The 18,143-nt window shown below is 39.7% G+C and carries 19 protein-coding genes; 15 read left to right on the plus strand and 4 right to left on the minus strand.

Annotated features, from left to right (window positions below; all coding sequences use genetic code 11):
- Positions 1-36: 36 nt before the first annotated feature.
- The 4 genes from SJPD1_RS04270 (at position 37) to SJPD1_RS04285 (ending at position 5,247) form a co-directional block, all read left to right on the plus strand.
- Positions 37-918, plus strand: coding sequence for a 50S ribosomal protein L11 methyltransferase (locus SJPD1_RS04270; protein WP_168171315.1), 882 nt, complete (start codon positions 37-39; stop codon positions 916-918).
- The gene (locus tag SJPD1_RS04275) at positions 918-1,124 is read left to right on the plus strand and encodes a hypothetical protein (protein ID WP_096046118.1); all 207 of its coding nucleotides are present in this window, start codon (positions 918-920) and stop codon (positions 1,122-1,124) included. Before SJPD1_RS04270 ends, SJPD1_RS04275 begins: the two co-directional genes overlap by 1 nt.
- 161 nt (positions 1,125-1,285) lie before the next feature.
- A complete protein-coding gene (locus SJPD1_RS04280) occupies positions 1,286-2,677 on the plus strand; it encodes an OprD family outer membrane porin (RefSeq protein ID WP_096046119.1) in 1,392 nt (463 codons plus the stop codon).
- A 317-nt stretch (positions 2,678-2,994) separates the two neighbouring features.
- Positions 2,995-5,247, plus strand: coding sequence for a TonB-dependent receptor (locus SJPD1_RS04285; protein ID WP_096046120.1), 2,253 nt, complete (start codon positions 2,995-2,997; stop codon positions 5,245-5,247).
- A gap of 140 nt (positions 5,248-5,387) precedes the next feature.
- Here the strand turns inward: SJPD1_RS04285 and SJPD1_RS04290 are convergent, their stop codons facing one another.
- From SJPD1_RS04290 to SJPD1_RS04300, 3 genes are all read right to left on the minus strand, one after another.
- Positions 5,388-6,029: an alanine--tRNA ligase-related protein gene (locus SJPD1_RS04290; protein WP_096046121.1), complete on the minus strand. Its 642-nt coding sequence runs from the start codon at positions 6,027-6,029 to the stop codon at positions 5,388-5,390.
- 270 nt (positions 6,030-6,299) lie between these two features.
- Entirely contained in the window at positions 6,300-6,971 is a 672-nt protein-coding gene (locus SJPD1_RS04295) for a uracil-DNA glycosylase family protein (protein ID WP_096046122.1), read from the minus strand.
- Between the two features lie 74 nt (positions 6,972-7,045).
- Positions 7,046-8,002, minus strand: coding sequence for a hypothetical protein (locus SJPD1_RS04300; protein WP_096046123.1), 957 nt, complete (start codon positions 8,000-8,002; stop codon positions 7,046-7,048).
- A gap of 503 nt (positions 8,003-8,505) precedes the next feature.
- Between SJPD1_RS04300 and napA the strand changes: the two genes are divergently transcribed.
- The 11 genes from napA to SJPD1_RS04355 all read left to right on the plus strand — a co-directional run bounded on the left by napA (position 8,506) and on the right by SJPD1_RS04355 (position 17,357).
- A complete protein-coding gene (gene napA / locus SJPD1_RS04305; protein WP_096046124.1) occupies positions 8,506-11,295 on the plus strand; it encodes a nitrate reductase catalytic subunit NapA in 2,790 nt (929 codons plus the stop codon).
- 8 nt (positions 11,296-11,303) lie between these two features.
- On the plus strand, positions 11,304-12,119 hold the full coding sequence (gene napG, locus SJPD1_RS04310; protein ID WP_087438050.1) for a ferredoxin-type protein NapG: 816 nt from the start codon (positions 11,304-11,306) through the stop codon (positions 12,117-12,119).
- A complete protein-coding gene (gene napH / locus SJPD1_RS04315) occupies positions 12,116-12,949 on the plus strand; it encodes a quinol dehydrogenase ferredoxin subunit NapH (protein WP_096046125.1) in 834 nt (277 codons plus the stop codon). The genes napG and napH overlap by 4 nt, the downstream gene beginning before the upstream one ends.
- Entirely contained in the window at positions 12,946-13,470 is a 525-nt protein-coding gene (locus SJPD1_RS04320; protein ID WP_096046126.1) for a nitrate reductase cytochrome c-type subunit, read from the plus strand. Before napH ends, SJPD1_RS04320 begins: the two co-directional genes overlap by 4 nt.
- Positions 13,471-13,472: 2 nt before the next feature.
- Complete coding sequence (locus tag SJPD1_RS04325; protein ID WP_096046127.1) at positions 13,473-13,685, plus strand: 4Fe-4S dicluster domain-containing protein; 213 nt, start codon at positions 13,473-13,475, stop codon at positions 13,683-13,685.
- A 128-nt stretch (positions 13,686-13,813) separates the two neighbouring features.
- Positions 13,814-13,990 (plus strand): 4Fe-4S dicluster domain-containing protein, encoded by a 177-nt coding sequence (locus tag SJPD1_RS14660; RefSeq protein ID WP_096046128.1) that lies wholly within the window; start codon positions 13,814-13,816, stop codon positions 13,988-13,990.
- Positions 13,987-14,934, plus strand: coding sequence for a WD40 repeat domain-containing protein (locus tag SJPD1_RS04335; protein WP_096046129.1), 948 nt, complete (start codon positions 13,987-13,989; stop codon positions 14,932-14,934). Before SJPD1_RS14660 ends, SJPD1_RS04335 begins: the two co-directional genes overlap by 4 nt.
- Positions 14,931-15,284 carry a chaperone NapD gene (locus tag SJPD1_RS04340; protein ID WP_096046130.1) on the plus strand — a complete coding sequence of 118 codons (354 nt, stop codon included), beginning with the start codon at positions 14,931-14,933 and terminating at the stop codon, positions 15,282-15,284. Before SJPD1_RS04335 ends, SJPD1_RS04340 begins: the two co-directional genes overlap by 4 nt.
- A gap of 9 nt (positions 15,285-15,293) precedes the next feature.
- Positions 15,294-15,830 (plus strand): PAS domain-containing protein, encoded by a 537-nt coding sequence (locus SJPD1_RS04345; RefSeq protein ID WP_096046131.1) that lies wholly within the window; start codon positions 15,294-15,296, stop codon positions 15,828-15,830.
- A gap of 147 nt (positions 15,831-15,977) precedes the next feature.
- Positions 15,978-16,946 carry an SLAC1 anion channel family protein gene (locus SJPD1_RS04350; RefSeq protein WP_096046132.1) on the plus strand — a complete coding sequence of 323 codons (969 nt, stop codon included), beginning with the start codon at positions 15,978-15,980 and terminating at the stop codon, positions 16,944-16,946.
- A 24-nt stretch (positions 16,947-16,970) separates the two neighbouring features.
- Positions 16,971-17,357, plus strand: a complete 387-nt coding sequence (locus tag SJPD1_RS04355) for a DUF6858 family protein (RefSeq protein ID WP_087438058.1) — start codon at positions 16,971-16,973, stop codon at positions 17,355-17,357.
- A 1-nt stretch (position 17,358) separates the two neighbouring features.
- Here SJPD1_RS04355 and SJPD1_RS04360 read toward each other — a convergent pair whose 3' ends face one another.
- Positions 17,359-17,949 carry a DUF134 domain-containing protein gene (locus tag SJPD1_RS04360; protein WP_096046133.1) on the minus strand — a complete coding sequence of 197 codons (591 nt, stop codon included), beginning with the start codon at positions 17,947-17,949 and terminating at the stop codon, positions 17,359-17,361.
- Between the last annotated feature and the right edge of the window lie 194 nt (positions 17,950-18,143).

Here is an 18,143-nt window from a genome sequence, read left to right on the forward strand (position 1 = left end):
TACACTAGACTGCATCACATTATAAAGGCATCCTCCATGAATCACGATTTACTCACTCTCCAACCCGATAGACCGCCAATTATTACCTCCGAAATCGAAGTGATACGTTTTTATCACGACACGGATGCAAAGGCTGCCGTGCAGGAAATGATCGCAGGGACGTATGTTCTGGTGGAAGAGTTTTACAGCAATGGTTTAGAAATTTTGGCTGAACTCAAACGAACGCTTTTAGTTTATTACACCGATAAAAAATTTCAAGGACAACGCGATTTTCGTAGCGCCTTCAGAGAGGCATCGCACCGTTTGTTAGTGGAAGTCAAAGGTCATAAACTGGTTGTGAAGAAGGCTCCCGTGATTGGTTGGTTGAAAGTGCTATACCCCGAAATTGCTGACTTTTATGTCTCTTTTCCTGAAATTCAGGGGATGAACAGCGCGTGGCAGTGGTACCAAAAAGGCATTGAAGTAAAAACACTAGGTATCACGCTTCACCCTTTTTATGGGGCGTATTTTCCCACACGATTTGAGCATTTAACGCTCTTTGATAGGTGGCTCAAAAAATACGTTGGTTCAAAAGAAAAAGCGATAGAAATAGGCGTAGGAAGTGGCATTTTATCGTTTCAACTCATCCAAAATGGTTTTAAAACTATCTTCGCATCCGATACCAATAAAAATGCGATTATCGGCGTGGCGCAAGAGTGCAAGCGATTGGATTATGAAGCAAATATAACCCTCAATCATGGCGATTTATTTGAAAATTGCGATGTTAAAGCGGATGTGATTGTGTTTAATCCACCTTGGTTACTAGCAAAGCATAGCTTGGAAGAGGGGCTTGATAAAGCAATTTATTATGAGAAAGAGCTCTTTCCACGGTTTTTTGAGCAAGCCCAAAAACACACCTTACATGTCATGGGAAAATAGTGCTTCTTTTCTCCAACCTAGCGCAAGTTATTGATGCAAAAAGTCCCCATCCCATCATCGAAGAATTACGCACTAACGGCCGCTTTAAAAAAGAGTTACACCTCAGACGAGACGTGAACGCTTCATCAAAAAAAACAAAACGTACAGATTCAAGAGAGAATGAAAAAGTTGAGCTGTGGGTTTTAACGCCAAAAGAAATGGTGTAAAAGTGTGAGTTAATTTTTATATACTTAAAATATACTTAAATTTTTATGCTATTTCCATGCTATATATTTGATGTAATATTTTAACAGACTTCTTACATAACTTAGCATAATACTATCATGTCAGGTGATGCAAGAAGTCTAATCTGCTTTAAGGAGGAAATATGAAAATAGCTAAACTTAGCTTGGTGGCTATTGTAGTTGCGGGCCTCGCTTCTAGTTCTTTTGCGGCATCAGATACACTTGCTGACGCATTTAAAAATGGAAAAGTAACGGGTGAATTAAGAGCTTGGTACTTTGATAGGGATACAGGTTCTTCTAACCCTACGGTATCTATACCTGGCAAAGATGGGACACTTGGCAAGGGTGATGCTGACATTTTCTCTACAGGTGTTATGTTGAGTTATGTAACAGATTCATTGTATGGTTTAACTCTTGGGTTAACAATGCAGTCAAGTTATGCACCGTTTGCTGATGACGATGCAAAAAATCTTTATGCTACCGATATGTACGGTTCAGGTGCGGTACTTTCAGAAGCCTATGTAGCGTATACGATTGGTAAGACAACGGCAAAAGTGGGTCGACAATTTATTACAAGCCCCCTTGTTAACAGTTCTAGTTCACGTATGATTAAAGAAGCATTCCAAGCAGCAGTTCTTGTCAACACAGACCTTCCAAATACAACCTTAGTTGCAGGTTATTCTGACAAATTTCAAGGTAGAACATCTGATTATGACGCAAGCGTAGCTGGTGGTGAATCAGGGATTCCTAACTTTAAAAAAGAAGCGGTATTTTACGGAACCGGTAAAGCTAATAATGGATCAAATGTTTTTGGATTTGACGGAGCATACACTGCTGCTGCTATCAACACATCCATCACAAATTTGACATTAACAGGTCAATACTTATTTGTAAATGATGTTGAATTAACCAATGGTGGCGATGCCAATGTTTTCTATGCTGAGGGTAACTATGTTGTGCCTTTAAGCACTATGAAATTACTCCTTGATGCAACCTATCGAGGGTCAAGAACATCAAATGCTACATTTGATAGTTTCCATGTTGAGGGTGATATGTACCAAGGACGTGTTGGCTTTAAAGAGCTAGCAGGCTTTAATGGATCTTTTGCCTATAGTACCGTATCAAGTGGACAATCTGTTCTCCTAGGTGCAGGAAATGGCCCTACAACGTATACTGCTCCATTGATCAAAGGTGCTGAAGTAACTTCAGGTGCTAACACAGATGCTTACAAAGTTGAAGTGGGTTATGATTTTACAAAAGTTGGTGTTACGGGTCTTAAAGTCTTAGGACAATATGTCAAAATCAATCAAGATGCTTCATCTGTCGCTGTAGGTTATATCTTGAATCATGCAGAGAGTGATACGAAAACTAAATACTGGGAAGGACAAATTGCTTATGACATCCCTTCACTTAAAGGTTTAACGCTATCTCTTGAGTATGAAAATGCTACAAAAGATGTTGCCGCATTGGGTGCGACAGCTGCTAGTTCAACAGACTTTAATGAGATGAGATTTAGAGCTAACTACAAATTCTAATTGAAACTCCGTCTCTTTTGAGGCGGAGTTTTCCCCTCAATTTCTCTAAACAGGGGATATTCCTTTTATTAAGTATATGAATATTTTATAAATTATTTAAATTTTAAGTTATAATCATTATAATGTATTCATTATATAAAATTTTATACAATGAATACATTATACAAATTTTTTCGTTGCACATTGATGGCGTATGAATATTTTTTAAAGCCTCTGCTGGATGTTATGATTTATTAATACTAAAGAATTCATAAAATATTTTAATCAGATATATCGTTATATATATAAAAATACTACAACTTAAAAGAGGGGCAGGGATGAATGTAACAGGGAAAAGAACATTAGTGTTTAGTCTTATTGCACTATGCAATTTGTATGGGCAAGATTCTTATCAATTAGAAGAGGTTATTGCAACGGGGAAAACAGGGAGTGCCACAGCTTTTGAAACGGGTGGCAAAGAAAATGTTAATTCGCAAGGATACAATAAAGACGCCATTGATCTTTACAGTGGTCCTATAGGCATTTCAGCTCTCAAAGTCGTAGGTATGTCGCCTTCAGTCGATTATCAACCTGCGGAGGTTTTTGGTTCCAACGAAACATCGTTCCACGATCCTTTGCGTATCAGGGGTAAAAATCAGTCAGGACCGGGCGGTGTTTACATGTTAGAATCACTCCCCATCAGCGGCAATCCAGGTGGTGGAAAAACCATGTTTGATATGGAAAATATCTCATGGATTGATCTTTATAAAGGGTATATGCCTGCGGATAAAAGCCTTGGTTTTTCCAACCTGATCGGAAAAGTCGATATGATTGTCGATCGACCCAAAAAAGAGATGGAAACAACGGTATCACAAACGGTGGGCTCAGACAATGCCCTCAGAACTTTTTTACGTTTTGATACAGGACAAATGGGCGATGTCTCAGCGTTTGGATCGGTTTCTAAAACCAGCGGCGATAAATGGAAAGGCGAAGGTGATTTGGATCGCACCAACGTGATGTTAGGCATGACCTACAAACCAAATGATAACTTTAAAAGTGAACTATTTTATGCTCACAGCGAAGACGATCATCACAATTATTATGGGCTTTCCTATACTGAAGCAAAAGATTTGGACGCGAATTATAAAAAAGATTGGAATACGGCGTATCCTACAACAAAGAATGCTAATTATTATGATTGGAATAAGCAATCTTTTACCGATGACGTCGTCACGGCAAACCTAGAATACCGCTTTGCAAATGACTCTGTTTTGAGTTTTAAACCGTACTATTCAAAAGACAAAGGCGAATATTGGTTCACCAATATGCCAGCAACTCCAGCAACATCGCCCGTGACCCAATGGCTCATTGATCATGACAGGTATGGTGCCGTATTGGCCTACGAGATACCGATCATTGAAGAAATGGCGATGAAGATCGGCTATTGGTATGGAGAGCAAGATTTACCAGGACCTCCAACGAGTCGAAGAATGTACACGGTCAGCAATACGGGGCAATTAACATACAATGGCTGGAACATGTTAGCCGAAGAGGCAACGCATAAGTTTAGCTCTCCATTTGTACAATTTAGTGGTGACATTAAAGATTTTAGCTATGCGTTTGGCATACGATACCTTGACTTTAAACTCGCAGGAATTAACAGTCACACGGCAGGTGCAAATAGTGCTTCTATAAGCTCTGATTACGATACGGCACTCAGTCAAGTTGCGCTTGATCCGTGGTCAAGTGTCGCCTCTAAAACCTTTACCGAATGGTTACCCAGTGCCTATTTAGGATATAAAGTAACATCCAATACGGAAGTCTATTTTGATTACGGTCGAAGCTATGGTTACGATGTTAATCTTTTTCCAACGTACCTCTCCAATCGAGCAACTTATGTGAGTAAAGGTGTCACCCTTCAGAAACTATGGGATAAGCAAAACCTAGAGATTTCCGATAATTACGATGTCGGTCTAAAGTACAGAGTTGGAAGCATTGTTTTGTCACCAAATCTTTTTTATACCAAAGTATCGGGTAAACAAGCCACCATTTATGATACCCAATACGGCATCAATTATCCTACCAACAACCTTGATGCCGAAAGTTACGGTGCTGAGTTTGCCATTAGTGGTGCAGCCACTGAGTCTATAGATTTTCTTGCCAGTGCTTTTTACAATCGCTACTACTATACAGAGAACTTTCAAACCAGTGCGCTAGCAACAACGTCGACAAAAAACAATCAAGTTCCTGATGCTCCGATGCAAGGGCTTAAAGGTTCTATGACATATAAAATAGGTAGCTTTAAATTCACACCTATTGTTCGCTATACGGCTAGTAGGTACGGTAATGTGGAGCATACGCAAGAAATTCCTTCGTTTACGACAGTGGATTTTAATGTTGATTATAAATTGCCTAAAATCCAAAGCATTAAAGAGAGTAATATGCAGTTAAGTTTTGTCAATCTTTTGGATAAACACTATATTGCTTCCATCATTACACCTGATAATGCGCTTGCAGCGGATACAACACAACCAACCTATTTGGCGGGCATGCCATTTGGTGTCTACTTGACGCTCAATATGAAATTTTAAGTCAGCACTTTTTCAAAAGTTTTGCCCATGCTTACGTATGGGCAAAACCTGAATGCTCTGCTTTAGAACTCGTGGATTTCTACATCCCCGCAGTCTCACAAAAAACGTACCAATTCTTTTTTACATGTAAATACAAATAGCTATTGGTTTACATAAATTTCAATGCGTTCTTTGCCTTTGCCGATGTTCTTTCGTTTTAAGCAGAGTCGCCCCACTTCACCTGTGTGTTTCAGGTGCGTGCCACCGCAAGGAACCTGTGCGAAACCGTCGATTTCCCAGTAACGTCTTTGGTTTGCAAGATCGCTGTAGTCGCTTTTAATGGGTAAGTTTTTATTGATTAATTCTGTTGCTTTGTGAAGAAGGAGGGGAAACAGGTTGCTAATGTTTTCCTGCCAAAAAAAATCAATGCGGGCTTTATCTTGGGCGATGTGCGCGCCGATTTTTTCCACCGAACCTAGTTCTTGATAAAGTAATTCCAAGATTAATTCTGCAGCAAAATGGTGTTGCATCAGGCTATAACGTCTTTGCCAGTCGATCTTGACTGCTACTTCTTGCCCCACGTGAAGATCATGTTCGCTCGCTAGAGTGTAACGTATATTGGTACCTTCTTTGGTTGCTTCTAAGACTTCAACGCCACCAATGGTTCCAAAATCACTCTCTTGACCGCCTGAAAATGCGTAAAAAATGGTTTGGTCTAAGTAAATACCATCACCCTCAACCGATGCAATTTTTGCTTGAATTTCGCTCGCGTAAGGGTCATCCCAAAAAAGTTTATCTAACATAACGTTCTCCATAGGTTTAATGCACAAATATTATATAGAAAATTGAAAGGAAAAAAGGTGATTTTTTATCTTTACATGTAAAGGCGATGCTATTACATTTAACCCATAAAATTGAAATAATTTAAAGTAGCTTATCCCCATTTTCTTCTGGTTTCTGGTAGGGGTTTGAATCTCTTCACACCATCCATCTTGTTCCTTCAAATCATCTTTACATGTAAAGATGATTTGATAAAATTTGACCCATAAAATTAACTCTTGATGGGTAAAAAGTTAAAAGTTTAGCCCTGCCCCCTTTTTGTTAGCACTAAAGACTTCTTTAAATTTAGATTTATAAAAGTCAATTTTAAATTGTTTTACTGGCTTATCAAATATCCCGTAATATTCATTTTTTACTTGTTTATATATTTTACTATTAGATATACCTATATTAGAAGCTCCAGATGGAGAAAGTAAAACTATACATTTGATTACTTTGTTCTCAAATTCTATATGAAACTCATATGTTTTGTTCCAGTTTTTTGGAACTTGCATCTTTAATTTAAATAAATCAAAAAATAATTTTGCCGCATTGTTTTTGCCAAAAGCACTTGTAAAGAATATTGTTTCTATGTTCGAATCAAGAATTTGATTTTTTATATCTGTATTTAGTTTGAGATTGTATAGATCACTATCTTTTGTTACTGATTTGTCTTTTCTTTCGCACTCAATAACCATATCTGAAATCCCAATGTTGTATTGATTGAATATTTCCAATATGTCATCTAAAGTCTTGAATTTTAGTTCTGTTGCATTTGATAGAATATCCCAAAAAGTTTTTGCATTTCCATAGAAAAAATCTAATTCAGAATGACCGTGAGGATGTATCGTTCCTAAAACTAAGTACTTATCATTCTTCTTTATCGGATAGTTCTTTATATACCTATGTTTTGTGATAACTGGCATTAATTGACCTCTATAGTGTGCTAACGTCTGGTTCAAATGCACCGTAGGTGTCACTTGGAACCACTTGTTAGCACCTAGCCCTGATTTAACAAATTAAGCAAATGGTCATATTCTTCCATTTCTATATCTGTAAGAAGCTCTTTTAACTTAACTGTCATTGTTGTTTGAGTTTCTCGACCATCATGCTTATCTGTATGCTTAACAACGTTCGGAGTGAAGCATTTAATTATGTCAATGAGACCATTGTCATCTGTAATAAAGTTTGATCTAAGGTACCCACCAACTCCATCACGCCCCAGTTGCTCAATCTCAAGCTTGATACCAGCAAACCTACTTATTAGCATAATATCTGCTAAAGCGTTTTCAGCATCAAAATTCTGAGGATCAGCTTTGAATTTCATCAATTTTTTTGCAGCAAGGTTTCCGTAAAGGCACGCAAGACCAATAGTCACAACTGGGTGCTGTCTACTAAAATTGAAATGATTTGTTTGTTCGATAATTTTTTCAGCTATCTTTAATCTTTGTTTAGATGATACAGGGTTGCTAAGTTTAAATTGGTCATTTAAAGCTCTTAAAAAACCTAAATAGTCAGATCGTTTTTCTTCAATTGGATTACCTCGCAATTCCTTAAGAAAGTCCAAAACAAATTCATCAGGTTCATATACACGAGCATTTGTGAAAAATTTTCTCATAGACACTAGGTCAGATAGTATTTTCTTCTCTAATTCTTCGTCTGTATCAATTCCACGTGAGTCGCTGACCTTCTCCATCAACGCAAAAAGATATGAAAAGCAGTTATTAGGTCTATCTAATTCACGAAGATCGTTAACTAGATTAGCTTTTCGAGGGTCATTCTCAAGTGAAGCACTTGTGAGTTTTGTCGCACTTACAACACAAATATCTAACATATATAATGTTGGAATACTTAGTGACCACTCCCTCATCATACTGTCTTGTTCTGGTGTAAGTTGCATTTTAAGTGTTATTGAATCTCCACTAACAAACTCTTTAACAGTATTTTTATTATCCATTTACTACCTTTTTAAAGTTAACTATAAGCTTACAGATTGAGAGGGCTGCTAACTATTTATTCAACGAACATTATATATAAATCAGTCTGTTATTCTCAAATAAACGAACACAAAAAATGTTCGTTTATTTAATAAAAATATTTTAAAATGCGATTTTTTTATTGTTTTATAGTCAGAAGCACTTAAATTTTTCAAATATCAATGACCATTTAAAAATATATTTGGCGTTATTTGAACATTTTGTCGTTTAATTGGCAGAAAAAAGTGTTAAATGGTTATTGTGTCGTTTAATGTTTAGGAATTTATATAGAAAGTGAGAGGCTATTTTTTATCTGCCATAAACCCATAGAATACTAGCAAATAACGTTACATCACTTTTTTACATGTAAAACCAAAACCCCATAAAATTAAATTTCCAAAACTAAAGTATTGACTTAAGTCATGGCTTTGTCTTTTTGCTTAGTGATAGAATGACCTCGTAACTCAAATCAGGAGGTTTCAACATGTCGCTTTCAAGAAGAGACTTTTTAAAAACATCTGCCGCTGTGAGCGCTGCTGCTGCGGTGGGCATTAGCGTGCCTTCCGAGCTTAAGGCCGCAGGGGAACACGCCGAAAAAGATTGGCGTTGGGACAAATCTGTGTGTCGATTCTGTGGTACCGGTTGTGGTATTATGGTGGCGACCAAAGAGGGTAAAATTGTCGCGGTCAAAGGTGATCCAGCGGCTCCCGTCAACCGTGGATTGAACTGTATCAAAGGCTATTTTAATGCCAAAATCATGTATGGTGCCGATCGTCTTAAAGAACCACTTTTACGCATGAACGACAAAGGTGAATTTGACAAACACGGTCAATTCAAACCTGTCTCATGGAAACGTGCGTTTGACGAGATGGAAAAACACATGAAAGCCGCGATGAAAGCGGGTGGTCCAGAAGCGATTGGTGTGTTTGGTTCAGGTCAATACACCATTCATGAAGGTTATGTCGCCGCAAAATTGATGAAAGCGGGCTTTCGCTCCAATGCCATCGATCCTAATGCGCGTCACTGTATGGCTTCAGCCGTTGTTGGCTTTATGCAAACCTTTGGTATCGATGAGCCAGCAGGCTGTTACGATGACATTGAACTGACCGATACCATTGTTACTTGGGGTGCCAACATGGCGGAGATGCATCCGATTTTATGGTCAAGGGTGAGTGATCGAAAACTGACCTCTCCCGATAAAGTCAAAGTGGTGAACCTCTCTACATATACGCACCGTTGTTCTGACCTTGCGGACACGGAGATTATCTTCTCTCCAAGTACCGATCTTGCGATTTGGAACTACATCGCACGTGAGATTGTTTACAATCATCCAGAAGCGATTGATTGGGATTTTGTGAAGAAAAATACCATTTTTGCAACCGGTTTTTCGAATATCGGTTATGGTATGAGAACGGAAGCTGAGGCTAAAAAATTAGGCTACTCCGATAAAGAACTTGAGATTATTAAAAAAGAAGAAGCGAAAGTTATTTCTGAGAAAGAAGCTCCAGGCCTTGCACACTTAGGTGTTAAAGCGGGCGATACCATGAAAATGGATAAAGCAGATGCTGCGATGCTTCACTGGGAAATTAGCTTTGAAGATTTTAAAAAAGGTTTAGAGCCTTATACCCTTGATTATGTTGCAAAAATTGCTAAAGGCAATCCTGATGAGACCATCGAGAGCTTTAAAGCAAAACTGCAAACACTTGTAAGCCTTTACATTGAAAAAGAGCGTAAAGTTGTCAGTTTCTGGACAATGGGCTTTAACCAACACCAACGAGGTACATGGGTAAATGAACAAGCGTATATGGTTCACTTTCTCCTTGGCAAACAAGCCAAACCCGGTTCTGGAGCATTTTCTTTGACAGGACAACCGAGTGCGTGTGGAACAGCGCGTGAAGTGGGTACCTTTACACATCGTTTACCTGCCGATATGGACGTTTCGATTCCTGCACACAGAGCCGTGAGTGAGAAAATATGGAAATTACCAGAGGGCACACTCAATCCAATGGGGTACCAACATATTATGAATATCCACAGACAAATTGAGAGTGGCAAGATCAAATTTGCATGGGTCAATGTCTGTAATCCTTACCAAGACACAGCGAACGCTGAACACTGGATCAAAGCGGCTCGTAAATCTGACAACTTTATCGTCTGTTCTGACGCGTATCCAGGAATTTCTGCCAAAGTGTCTGATCTGATCTTACCTTCTGCGATGATTTATGAGAAATGGGGCGGATACGGTAACGCTGAGCGAAGAACACAACAATGGAAACAACAAGTCATCCCCGTTGGCGATGCGATGAGTGATACATGGCAATGGGTTGAGCTTTCAAAACGCTTTACGATTGCAGATGTTTGGGGTGAACAACCAATCAAGGGTGGCAAATTACCAAACGTTATCGAAGCGGCAAAAGCGATGGGCTACAAAGAGACCGATACTTTGTATGACGTTTTGTTTGCTAATGAATTTTTCAAATCTTTCAAAGCACAAGACCCTATTGGTGAAGGCTTTGATAACACCGAAGTCAACGGTGATAAACGTGGTGTCATGGGCAGTGATGGTAAAGAGTGGAAAGGGTATGGCTTCTTCTTGCAAAAAGCAATTTGGGAAGAGTACCGCAAGTTTGGGGCTGGTCATGGACATGACTTGGCTGACTTTGACACCTACCACAAAGTAAGAGGACTTAAATGGCCTGTTGTCGATGGTAAAGAGACACAATGGAGATTTAACGCTAAGTATGATCCGTATGCTGCAAAAGAAAACAATGGTGAGTTCGCATTTTATGGAACATTTGCAAAAGCGATCAAAAAAGGCAACTTACTCAAACCAACCACCGAAGAGACATACCCGCTTAAAAATAAAGCGAAAATTTTCTTTAGACCGTATATGGATCCATGCGAAATGCCAGATGCGCAGTATGATACATGGTTGTGTACAGGGCGTGTGCTAGAGCACTGGCATAGTGGTACGATGACGATGAGGGTTCCTGAGCTTTACCGTGCTGTTCCTGAGGCACTTTGTTATATGCACCCAGAAGATGCAAAAGCGAAAGGCTTTATCCAAGGCGAATTGATTTGGATAGAGAGTCGCCGTGGATCATGTAAAGCACGTGTGGAAACACGCGGTCGTAACAGAACACCACGTGGGCTTGTATTTGTTCCTTGGTTTGATGAGAAAGTTTTCATCAACAAAGTATGTCTTGATGCAACATGTCCTCTTTCTAAACAGACGGACTATAAAAAGTGTGCGGTCAAACTTTATAAAGCGTAAGTAATAAAATGGAAACAACAGATAAAATCGCAATCTCAGACCGCCGTAAATTCCTCGCTTTGATGGCTCAAAGTGGTGGATTCATGGCGTTGGGTGGCATGGTTTGGACAGGGTATTTGGAAGAGGCAAAAAGCGCTCCGTTGGTTTTGCGACCACCTGCTGCAGTCTTGGAAAAGGACTTTATGCGCTTGTGCATCAAGTGTGGGCAGTGTGTTGTCGCATGTCCTTACCATACGCTTAGCCTTGCCAAACCAGGTGACACAAAGCCGTTGGGAACACCGTTTTTTATTCCTCGTGAAGTACCGTGTCACATGTGTACGGATATACCGTGTGTACCTGTCTGTCCCACGGGAGCGTTGGATGAGAAGAGTGTTTCTAAAATCACTGAAGGTGTCTTTGAACTGGACATCACCAAAGCGCGCATGGGACTTGCCGTCGTTGATGTCCAGTCCTGCATCGCATTTTGGGGAATTCAGTGTGACGCGTGTTACCGAGCATGTCCTATTATGGACAGTGCGATTAAGTTAGAGTATAGACGCAATGAGCGAACGGGCAAACATGCCTATTTGACACCGATAGTCAACAGTCTTACCTGTACGGGATGTGGTTTGTGCGAGAGAGCCTGTGTCACTGAAAAAGCAGCAATCCATGTGTTGCCTTTGGAAATCGCCACAGGAAATATCGGCTCACACTATATTAAAGGCTGGGAGCAGGGGGATGAGCAACGCTTAGAAAAAGCGAGTGGTGATGTTACAACACATACCAAACGTAGCGAGAAGTCTGCGACAGACTACTTGAATTCGAATGAGGAGATGTTCAAATGAGAGAATGGATCAGAAGCCACCGTTTTATGATGGCACGACGCTTCACTCAACTGAGCATTCTTGGTTTGTTTGTGGCTGCCAATGGTTATGGGTTTAGGCTACTCAATGGTGATTTAAGCGCCTCTTTGGTGATGAAAAAACTTCCTTTAGCCGATCCTTTTGCCTTATTGCAGATATTAGCGACGGGTGCGATTGTAGGCATAGATGTACTTACAGGTGCAGCTTTGATCTTACTGTTTTACATGGTTGTCGGTGGGCGCGCATTTTGTTCATGGGTTTGTCCTCTCAATATGGTAACCGATGCAGCAAACGGAACACGAAGAGTCCTTCTTTTGGATAAAACCGTTGAAAAGAAGGTGTGGATGAGTCGTAATGTAAGGTATTGGGTTTTGGCTCTTAGCCTTATATTATCGTTCATGACAGGCGTGGCTGCATTTGAAATGGTCAGTCCTATTGGAATTTTAAATCGGGGTATCATCTTTGGGATGGGCATGAGCGTGGCTCCTATACTTTGCATTTATCTGTTTGATCTTTTTGCCGTAAAAAATGGCTGGTGCGGACACATTTGCCCTTTGGGCGGGTTTTACTCTCTTGTTGGGCGTTTAAGTCTGGTACGTATTAAACACGACCACACGAAGTGTACTTTGTGCATGAAGTGTAAAGAGATTTGTCCTGAGAAGCAGGTTCTTGGCATTATCTCCAAAAGGAGCGGTGCCATAACTTCAGGAGAGTGTACCAATTGTGGACGATGTGTTGAAGTGTGTGAGAGTGATGCACTCTCTTTTGGTGTGCGGAATTACATTAACACAAATGTAGGAGAAAAAGAATGACTAGTATAAAAACGTTGATAATAGGTTCTTTGATAAGTATTATTGTGGCAAGCGGATGTGCGGTGTCACAATCATACAATGAAGAAGATTTAGGGCTTAGAAAGGTGGATCTCTACAGCGAAAAAACCGTTGTGGGTGAGCCAACATCATACTCAACAGTGTCTGCTGGTGAGTCAAAAACGATTCAAAGGTCGTTTGAAAATGCACCTCCGTTGATTCCACATGATGTGGAAGGAATGCTCGATATGACGAAAGAGAACAATGCGTGTACGGGTTGCCATATGCCTGAAGTTGCTGAGGCAGTGAAAGCGACTCCGATTCCGAAGTCTCACTTTTTCGATATGAGAACGCAAAAAGTGTTGACAGAGATGAGTTCTGCACGCTATAACTGTTCAGCATGTCATGTGCCTCAATCTGCCAACGAGCCTTTGGTTCAAAATAATTTTAAACCAGACTATCGTAAAGAGAGTGAGAAAAGTCGTTCAAACCTCATTGATAACCTTAATGAAGGTGTGAAGTAGCCATGACAAATGGTAGCAGAAGAGGGGTTTTTACCTCTCTTTTTGGTAACAAAAAGGCGCAAAAAAATCAAAATGAGTTGTGTGTGCGCCCTCCTTACCATCATGCGGGGTATGACTTTTTGGATTATTGCGTTACATGTAAAGATACGCCTTGCATGAATGCGTGTGAAGAAAAGATTATCGTCCTCTCTGCTGCCACCCATACCCTTACTTAGACTTTACCAAAGGTGGATGTACCTTTTGTGAAGCGTGCGCAAGGGCGTGCCCAAGTGGTGTTTTAAGTCTTACATGTAACGATGAAAAAGATTTACATGTAAAAGCGAAGATTGATATAATAGCCTGTATGGCATGGCATCAAAGTCTGTGCAATAGCTGTTTGGATGCGTGTGAACCTAGAGCCATTCAATTTTTAGGGCTTTGGAAACCGCAAATAGAGATGGATGTCTGTAATGGATGTGGCATGTGCGTCGGCATCTGTCCCAGTAGTGCGATTATGATACAAGAGGAGAAAAAGGCATGAAATTATTTCTGTTTCTAAGTCTCTTGACAAATGTGCTGTTAAGTGCAGCGTTAGTACCAGAACGAACAATAGAAACGGCTGGAACGGTACAACATATAGCTTTGGTTGAGGGAAAGATCATCGCAGGAACAAGCGCAGGAACTCTTGAGGTGTATCAACTGAGTGATGCGACCAAACTTTCTCAAACCAAATTTCCGAATATAAAAGATTTTACAGGAGATGAGGTTGCTCCTAAAGTTTTTTCAGTTGATATGCTAGGCAACACGCTTCTTGCTGTCGTTCAAGCCAGTAACGGTGCGCGTGAGTTATACCTTATAGAAGAGGGTAAGCCTAAAGTGCTCATAGACGCTACGGCTAATCTTTTCATCTCCAAAGCACAATTTGTCGATAAAAAGCACATTTTGGTGGCACTTCTCAGTAATGAGATTTTTTTGTGGGACATTCAAACGAAAAAAGAGATTTACCGCATTCAACCTTCCTCTTCACACTTTAGCGATTTTGCATTGAATGAAACAAAAAGTAGGGCCGCAAGTGCATGTGAGTCGGGTGAAATCACTCTCTTTGATGTTTTAAGTGGCAAAATCACTCAAGTGCTCAAAGGCGGTAATGTGGACAATGTTTATACTGTGGATTTTAAAAAAGATAAAGTGCTCTGTGCGGGTCAAGACAGACGTGGCATTGTTTACACTCTTCAAAATAGCACGTATGAACGATTTGATGGCTCGTTTCTCATTTATGCGGGAGCACTGAGTCCTAGCGTAACGTTGGGTGCGTTTGCCTTTAATGAACAGAATGATATTGTTGTGTTTGATCTTGCCACAAAAGCGAAAGTTCATACGCTTAAAGGGCAAAAAAGTACGCTCAATACCATCATCTTTGCGACGGAGAAAGAGCTTGTCAGTAGCAGTGACGATCAATTTATTATGATTTGGAGAATCCCATGAATATTTCAAGTATTGTGATACAAACGAAGCCTTTACATGTAAAAGAGATTATTGCGATTTGTGAGGCGAGTGATTTTTGTGACTACCATTTTCATGACGAGCAAACTGGCAAAATTATTGTCACGATTGAGGGTGCAGACCTTGACGAAGAGATGGCGAAAATGAAAAAAATTGAGCAGATTCCTCATGTCATTTGCGCTGATATGATGATGGCTTACAGCGAAGATGAGCTCGACGCGGAAAGAGAAAAGCTAGCGCAATCTCCTAGTGTACCAGATATTCTCAACGATGAAACGGTTGCCCTCAAAGATATTGTCTATAAGGGTGATTTGAAAAAGAAAATCAACTAAGGAAGGGTTATGCAAACGACGTATCAGATGTTTATTGAAACTATTGTGCCAAGTGATGAGCTTATTGTCTCTCGTACCGATTTGCATGGAAACATAACCTACGCCAATGAAACGTTTGCCCATATTTCGGGCTATGAGATTGATGAACTCATTGGAAAACCCCATAACATCGTTCGTCATCCCGATATGCCTCATTCCGTTTTCAGGACACTCTGGCAGACTTTGAAGCAAGAGCAGATGTGGAAAGGGTATGTCAAAAATCTGCGAAAAGATGGCGGTTACTACTGGGTTTACGCCGAAATTTCGGGTGTCTATAAAGATGGCGTATTGGTTGAATACAAATCATTGCGAGCACCTATAGAAGAAGAGACGAAAATTAAGATGCAGCGTGAATATGATGAAAAATGTGAAAAAGAAGAGGGAAAAAGCCGAGTTGTTGTCTATTTGAAAAGCGATATTGTTCATAAAGTTGAAACACTTGCACGTGAAAAAGCCTGTTTAGGCGATACGATCATGAATGACATTTTGAGCGATTCCCTCTTTTAATTCCTCCCTTTGGGTTGAAGTTGACCCTTCAATCCTCCCCATGATTTCATTAAGACTAAATCCTAGCCATTTTTATTTATGATTTTATAATTAATAAAAGTATATTCTTATAATTATATTTATTATAAATTATAATTAGGAGTGTCAATGGATGAGGTTCTTACGTGCGAGAACAGTAGAGTAAAATTTTTCCCTATCATGATGTATGCGATGGTTATGGGAATGAGTGGTTTAACGATTATGTACCAAAAAGCTGCCCTTTGGTTAGGCTTTACGGATATGATTGGTCATCTCTTAATGATGGTTTCAACCACATTATTTGTTGTTATTTCTCTCATCTATCTTAGTAAATACATCAAATATGCACCAATGGTAAAAAAAGAGTTTTCACACCCCATTAGACTCAATTTTTTTGCAGCGATTTCGATTTCGATGTTAATGCTAGCGATTATTTATAAAGAGGTCAATGTCAATGTCGCTTCCATGTTTTGGTATGCAGGAACGGTTTTGCATTTTTACCTTACCATGCACACGATCTCTTTTTGGATCAATAACAATCAAGAACTAGACCACTCTAATCCTGCATGGTTTATTCCTGTGGTGGGCAATGTCCTTGTTCCTGTTGGCGGTGTAGGATTTGCGAGCCAAGGGGTTCTGATGTACTTTTTTAGCTGTGGTATCTTTTTTTGGGTAATTCTGTTTGCCATTTTGCTCAATCGTATTATTTTTCACCATCAATTAGCCGTAAAGTTTATGCCAACGATGTTTATTCTTATCGCTCCACCCGCGGTTGGCTTTCTGGCATACTACAAAATGTACGGTGTGATTGATGTTTTTGCCACGATGTTGTTCAATCTTGCCCTTTTCTTTACGCTTTTGGTCGCTTTCATGTACAAAAATTTCATTAAAATCAAATTTTTCATCTCTTGGTGGGCCTTTGTTTTTCCCCTTGCAGCCATGAGTATCAGCGCGATGTTAATGTATCATGAAACTAAAGATGTTATACTTTTATCACTCTCGTATGTGATGGTTGGTGTGACAACAATGGTCATCTCTGTTGTGATGTATCAAACGGTATCGCATGTGCTCAGAGGTGAAATCTGCGTACAAGAGTAAACAACACTTTACAAGGAAAATTAGATGGAAAAAACACTCTTTTTAGATCAATATCCTATTCATTCACTAACCCTGAAGAAAGAAGGATTTCGTTATCAGCATATGTCCCAAATCGTTGATTATTTTAAAGAGAAGATCAACGCTGATCCTGTGGCGCACTTTATCGCAATTTTTGACCATTATGCCCACACCAAAGCACTGGGTGGAGAGATGATGGAAGGGCTCAAAGATGTTCAAAATGTTATTTTTTGTTTTGGAAAGACTATCCAAAATACCAAAATCGTAGCAGTCCGTCCACGAAGTATCGGAATCTGTGAGTTTGAAGATCGCTTTGTGATTGAATTTATGGAAGCACCCAAAGAGGAGATTCATACGATTATGCAACTGTGGATAAAAGCCTTGGTAGCTTAAACTACCAAAGTGCCGTAATCTCTTCGTCTGTAATTTCTTCTTTTAAAAGCACGGGTATTCCTTTTGTGGAAAGCATGCTTTTAAATCCTTGCCCAATGGTTCCCGTGACAAATACATTGACACGTTGATTGACAAAAAGCTCTGTTAAGACTAAAGGGGGTTTCATCTGGTTGGATGTCAGAGGATTTGGAATCATCTGGTGCTCACTAATGTGATGATTTTCAAGTGTAAAAAAATGAATGTATCTGCTTTTAGGGCTCAAAGAGCTATAAGGGGAGGTTTCATTTTCACTGCAGAGTGCAACCACATAACGCTCTTTCGTATTTTCCAGATGTAACGTATGTCCACCCAGTAGTGCTAAAGCCACCTTATTTCGAGCAGATTTAATAATACGTGCAAACGTAGGGCGAGAAACTTCCATCTTTTGTGCGGCTTCTTCTTGATACAACTCCAATAAATCCATAAGATAAAGCGCTTCCACCTCTTCGGATAAAAGTGTGATCGTCTCTTGATGTGTTTGAATTTCACGAGGGTTAAATTGGCAACACGGCGGTCTGAATGAAGTAAACCGTTTGCATTTTTGCCGTGGCATAATTCTCCTTTACATGTATAGACTTTTTGTATAACCCATTGAAAAAAGAGTATCGCTTATAGCACATCACTTTTTAAAACTAAAAACATCGCTGAAGCTAAAGGCTATGACTCAATTTTGAGTTTTAAAAATTAACGCACTCTCAGCAAACTCTTTATCTTTTCAAGGGGCATACAAAAAGTCTAATATGCACA

Origin of the sequence: Sulfurospirillum diekertiae (assembly GCF_002309535.1) — a bacterium.
Classification (GTDB): Bacteria; Campylobacterota; Campylobacteria; order Campylobacterales; family Sulfurospirillaceae; genus Sulfurospirillum; species Sulfurospirillum diekertiae.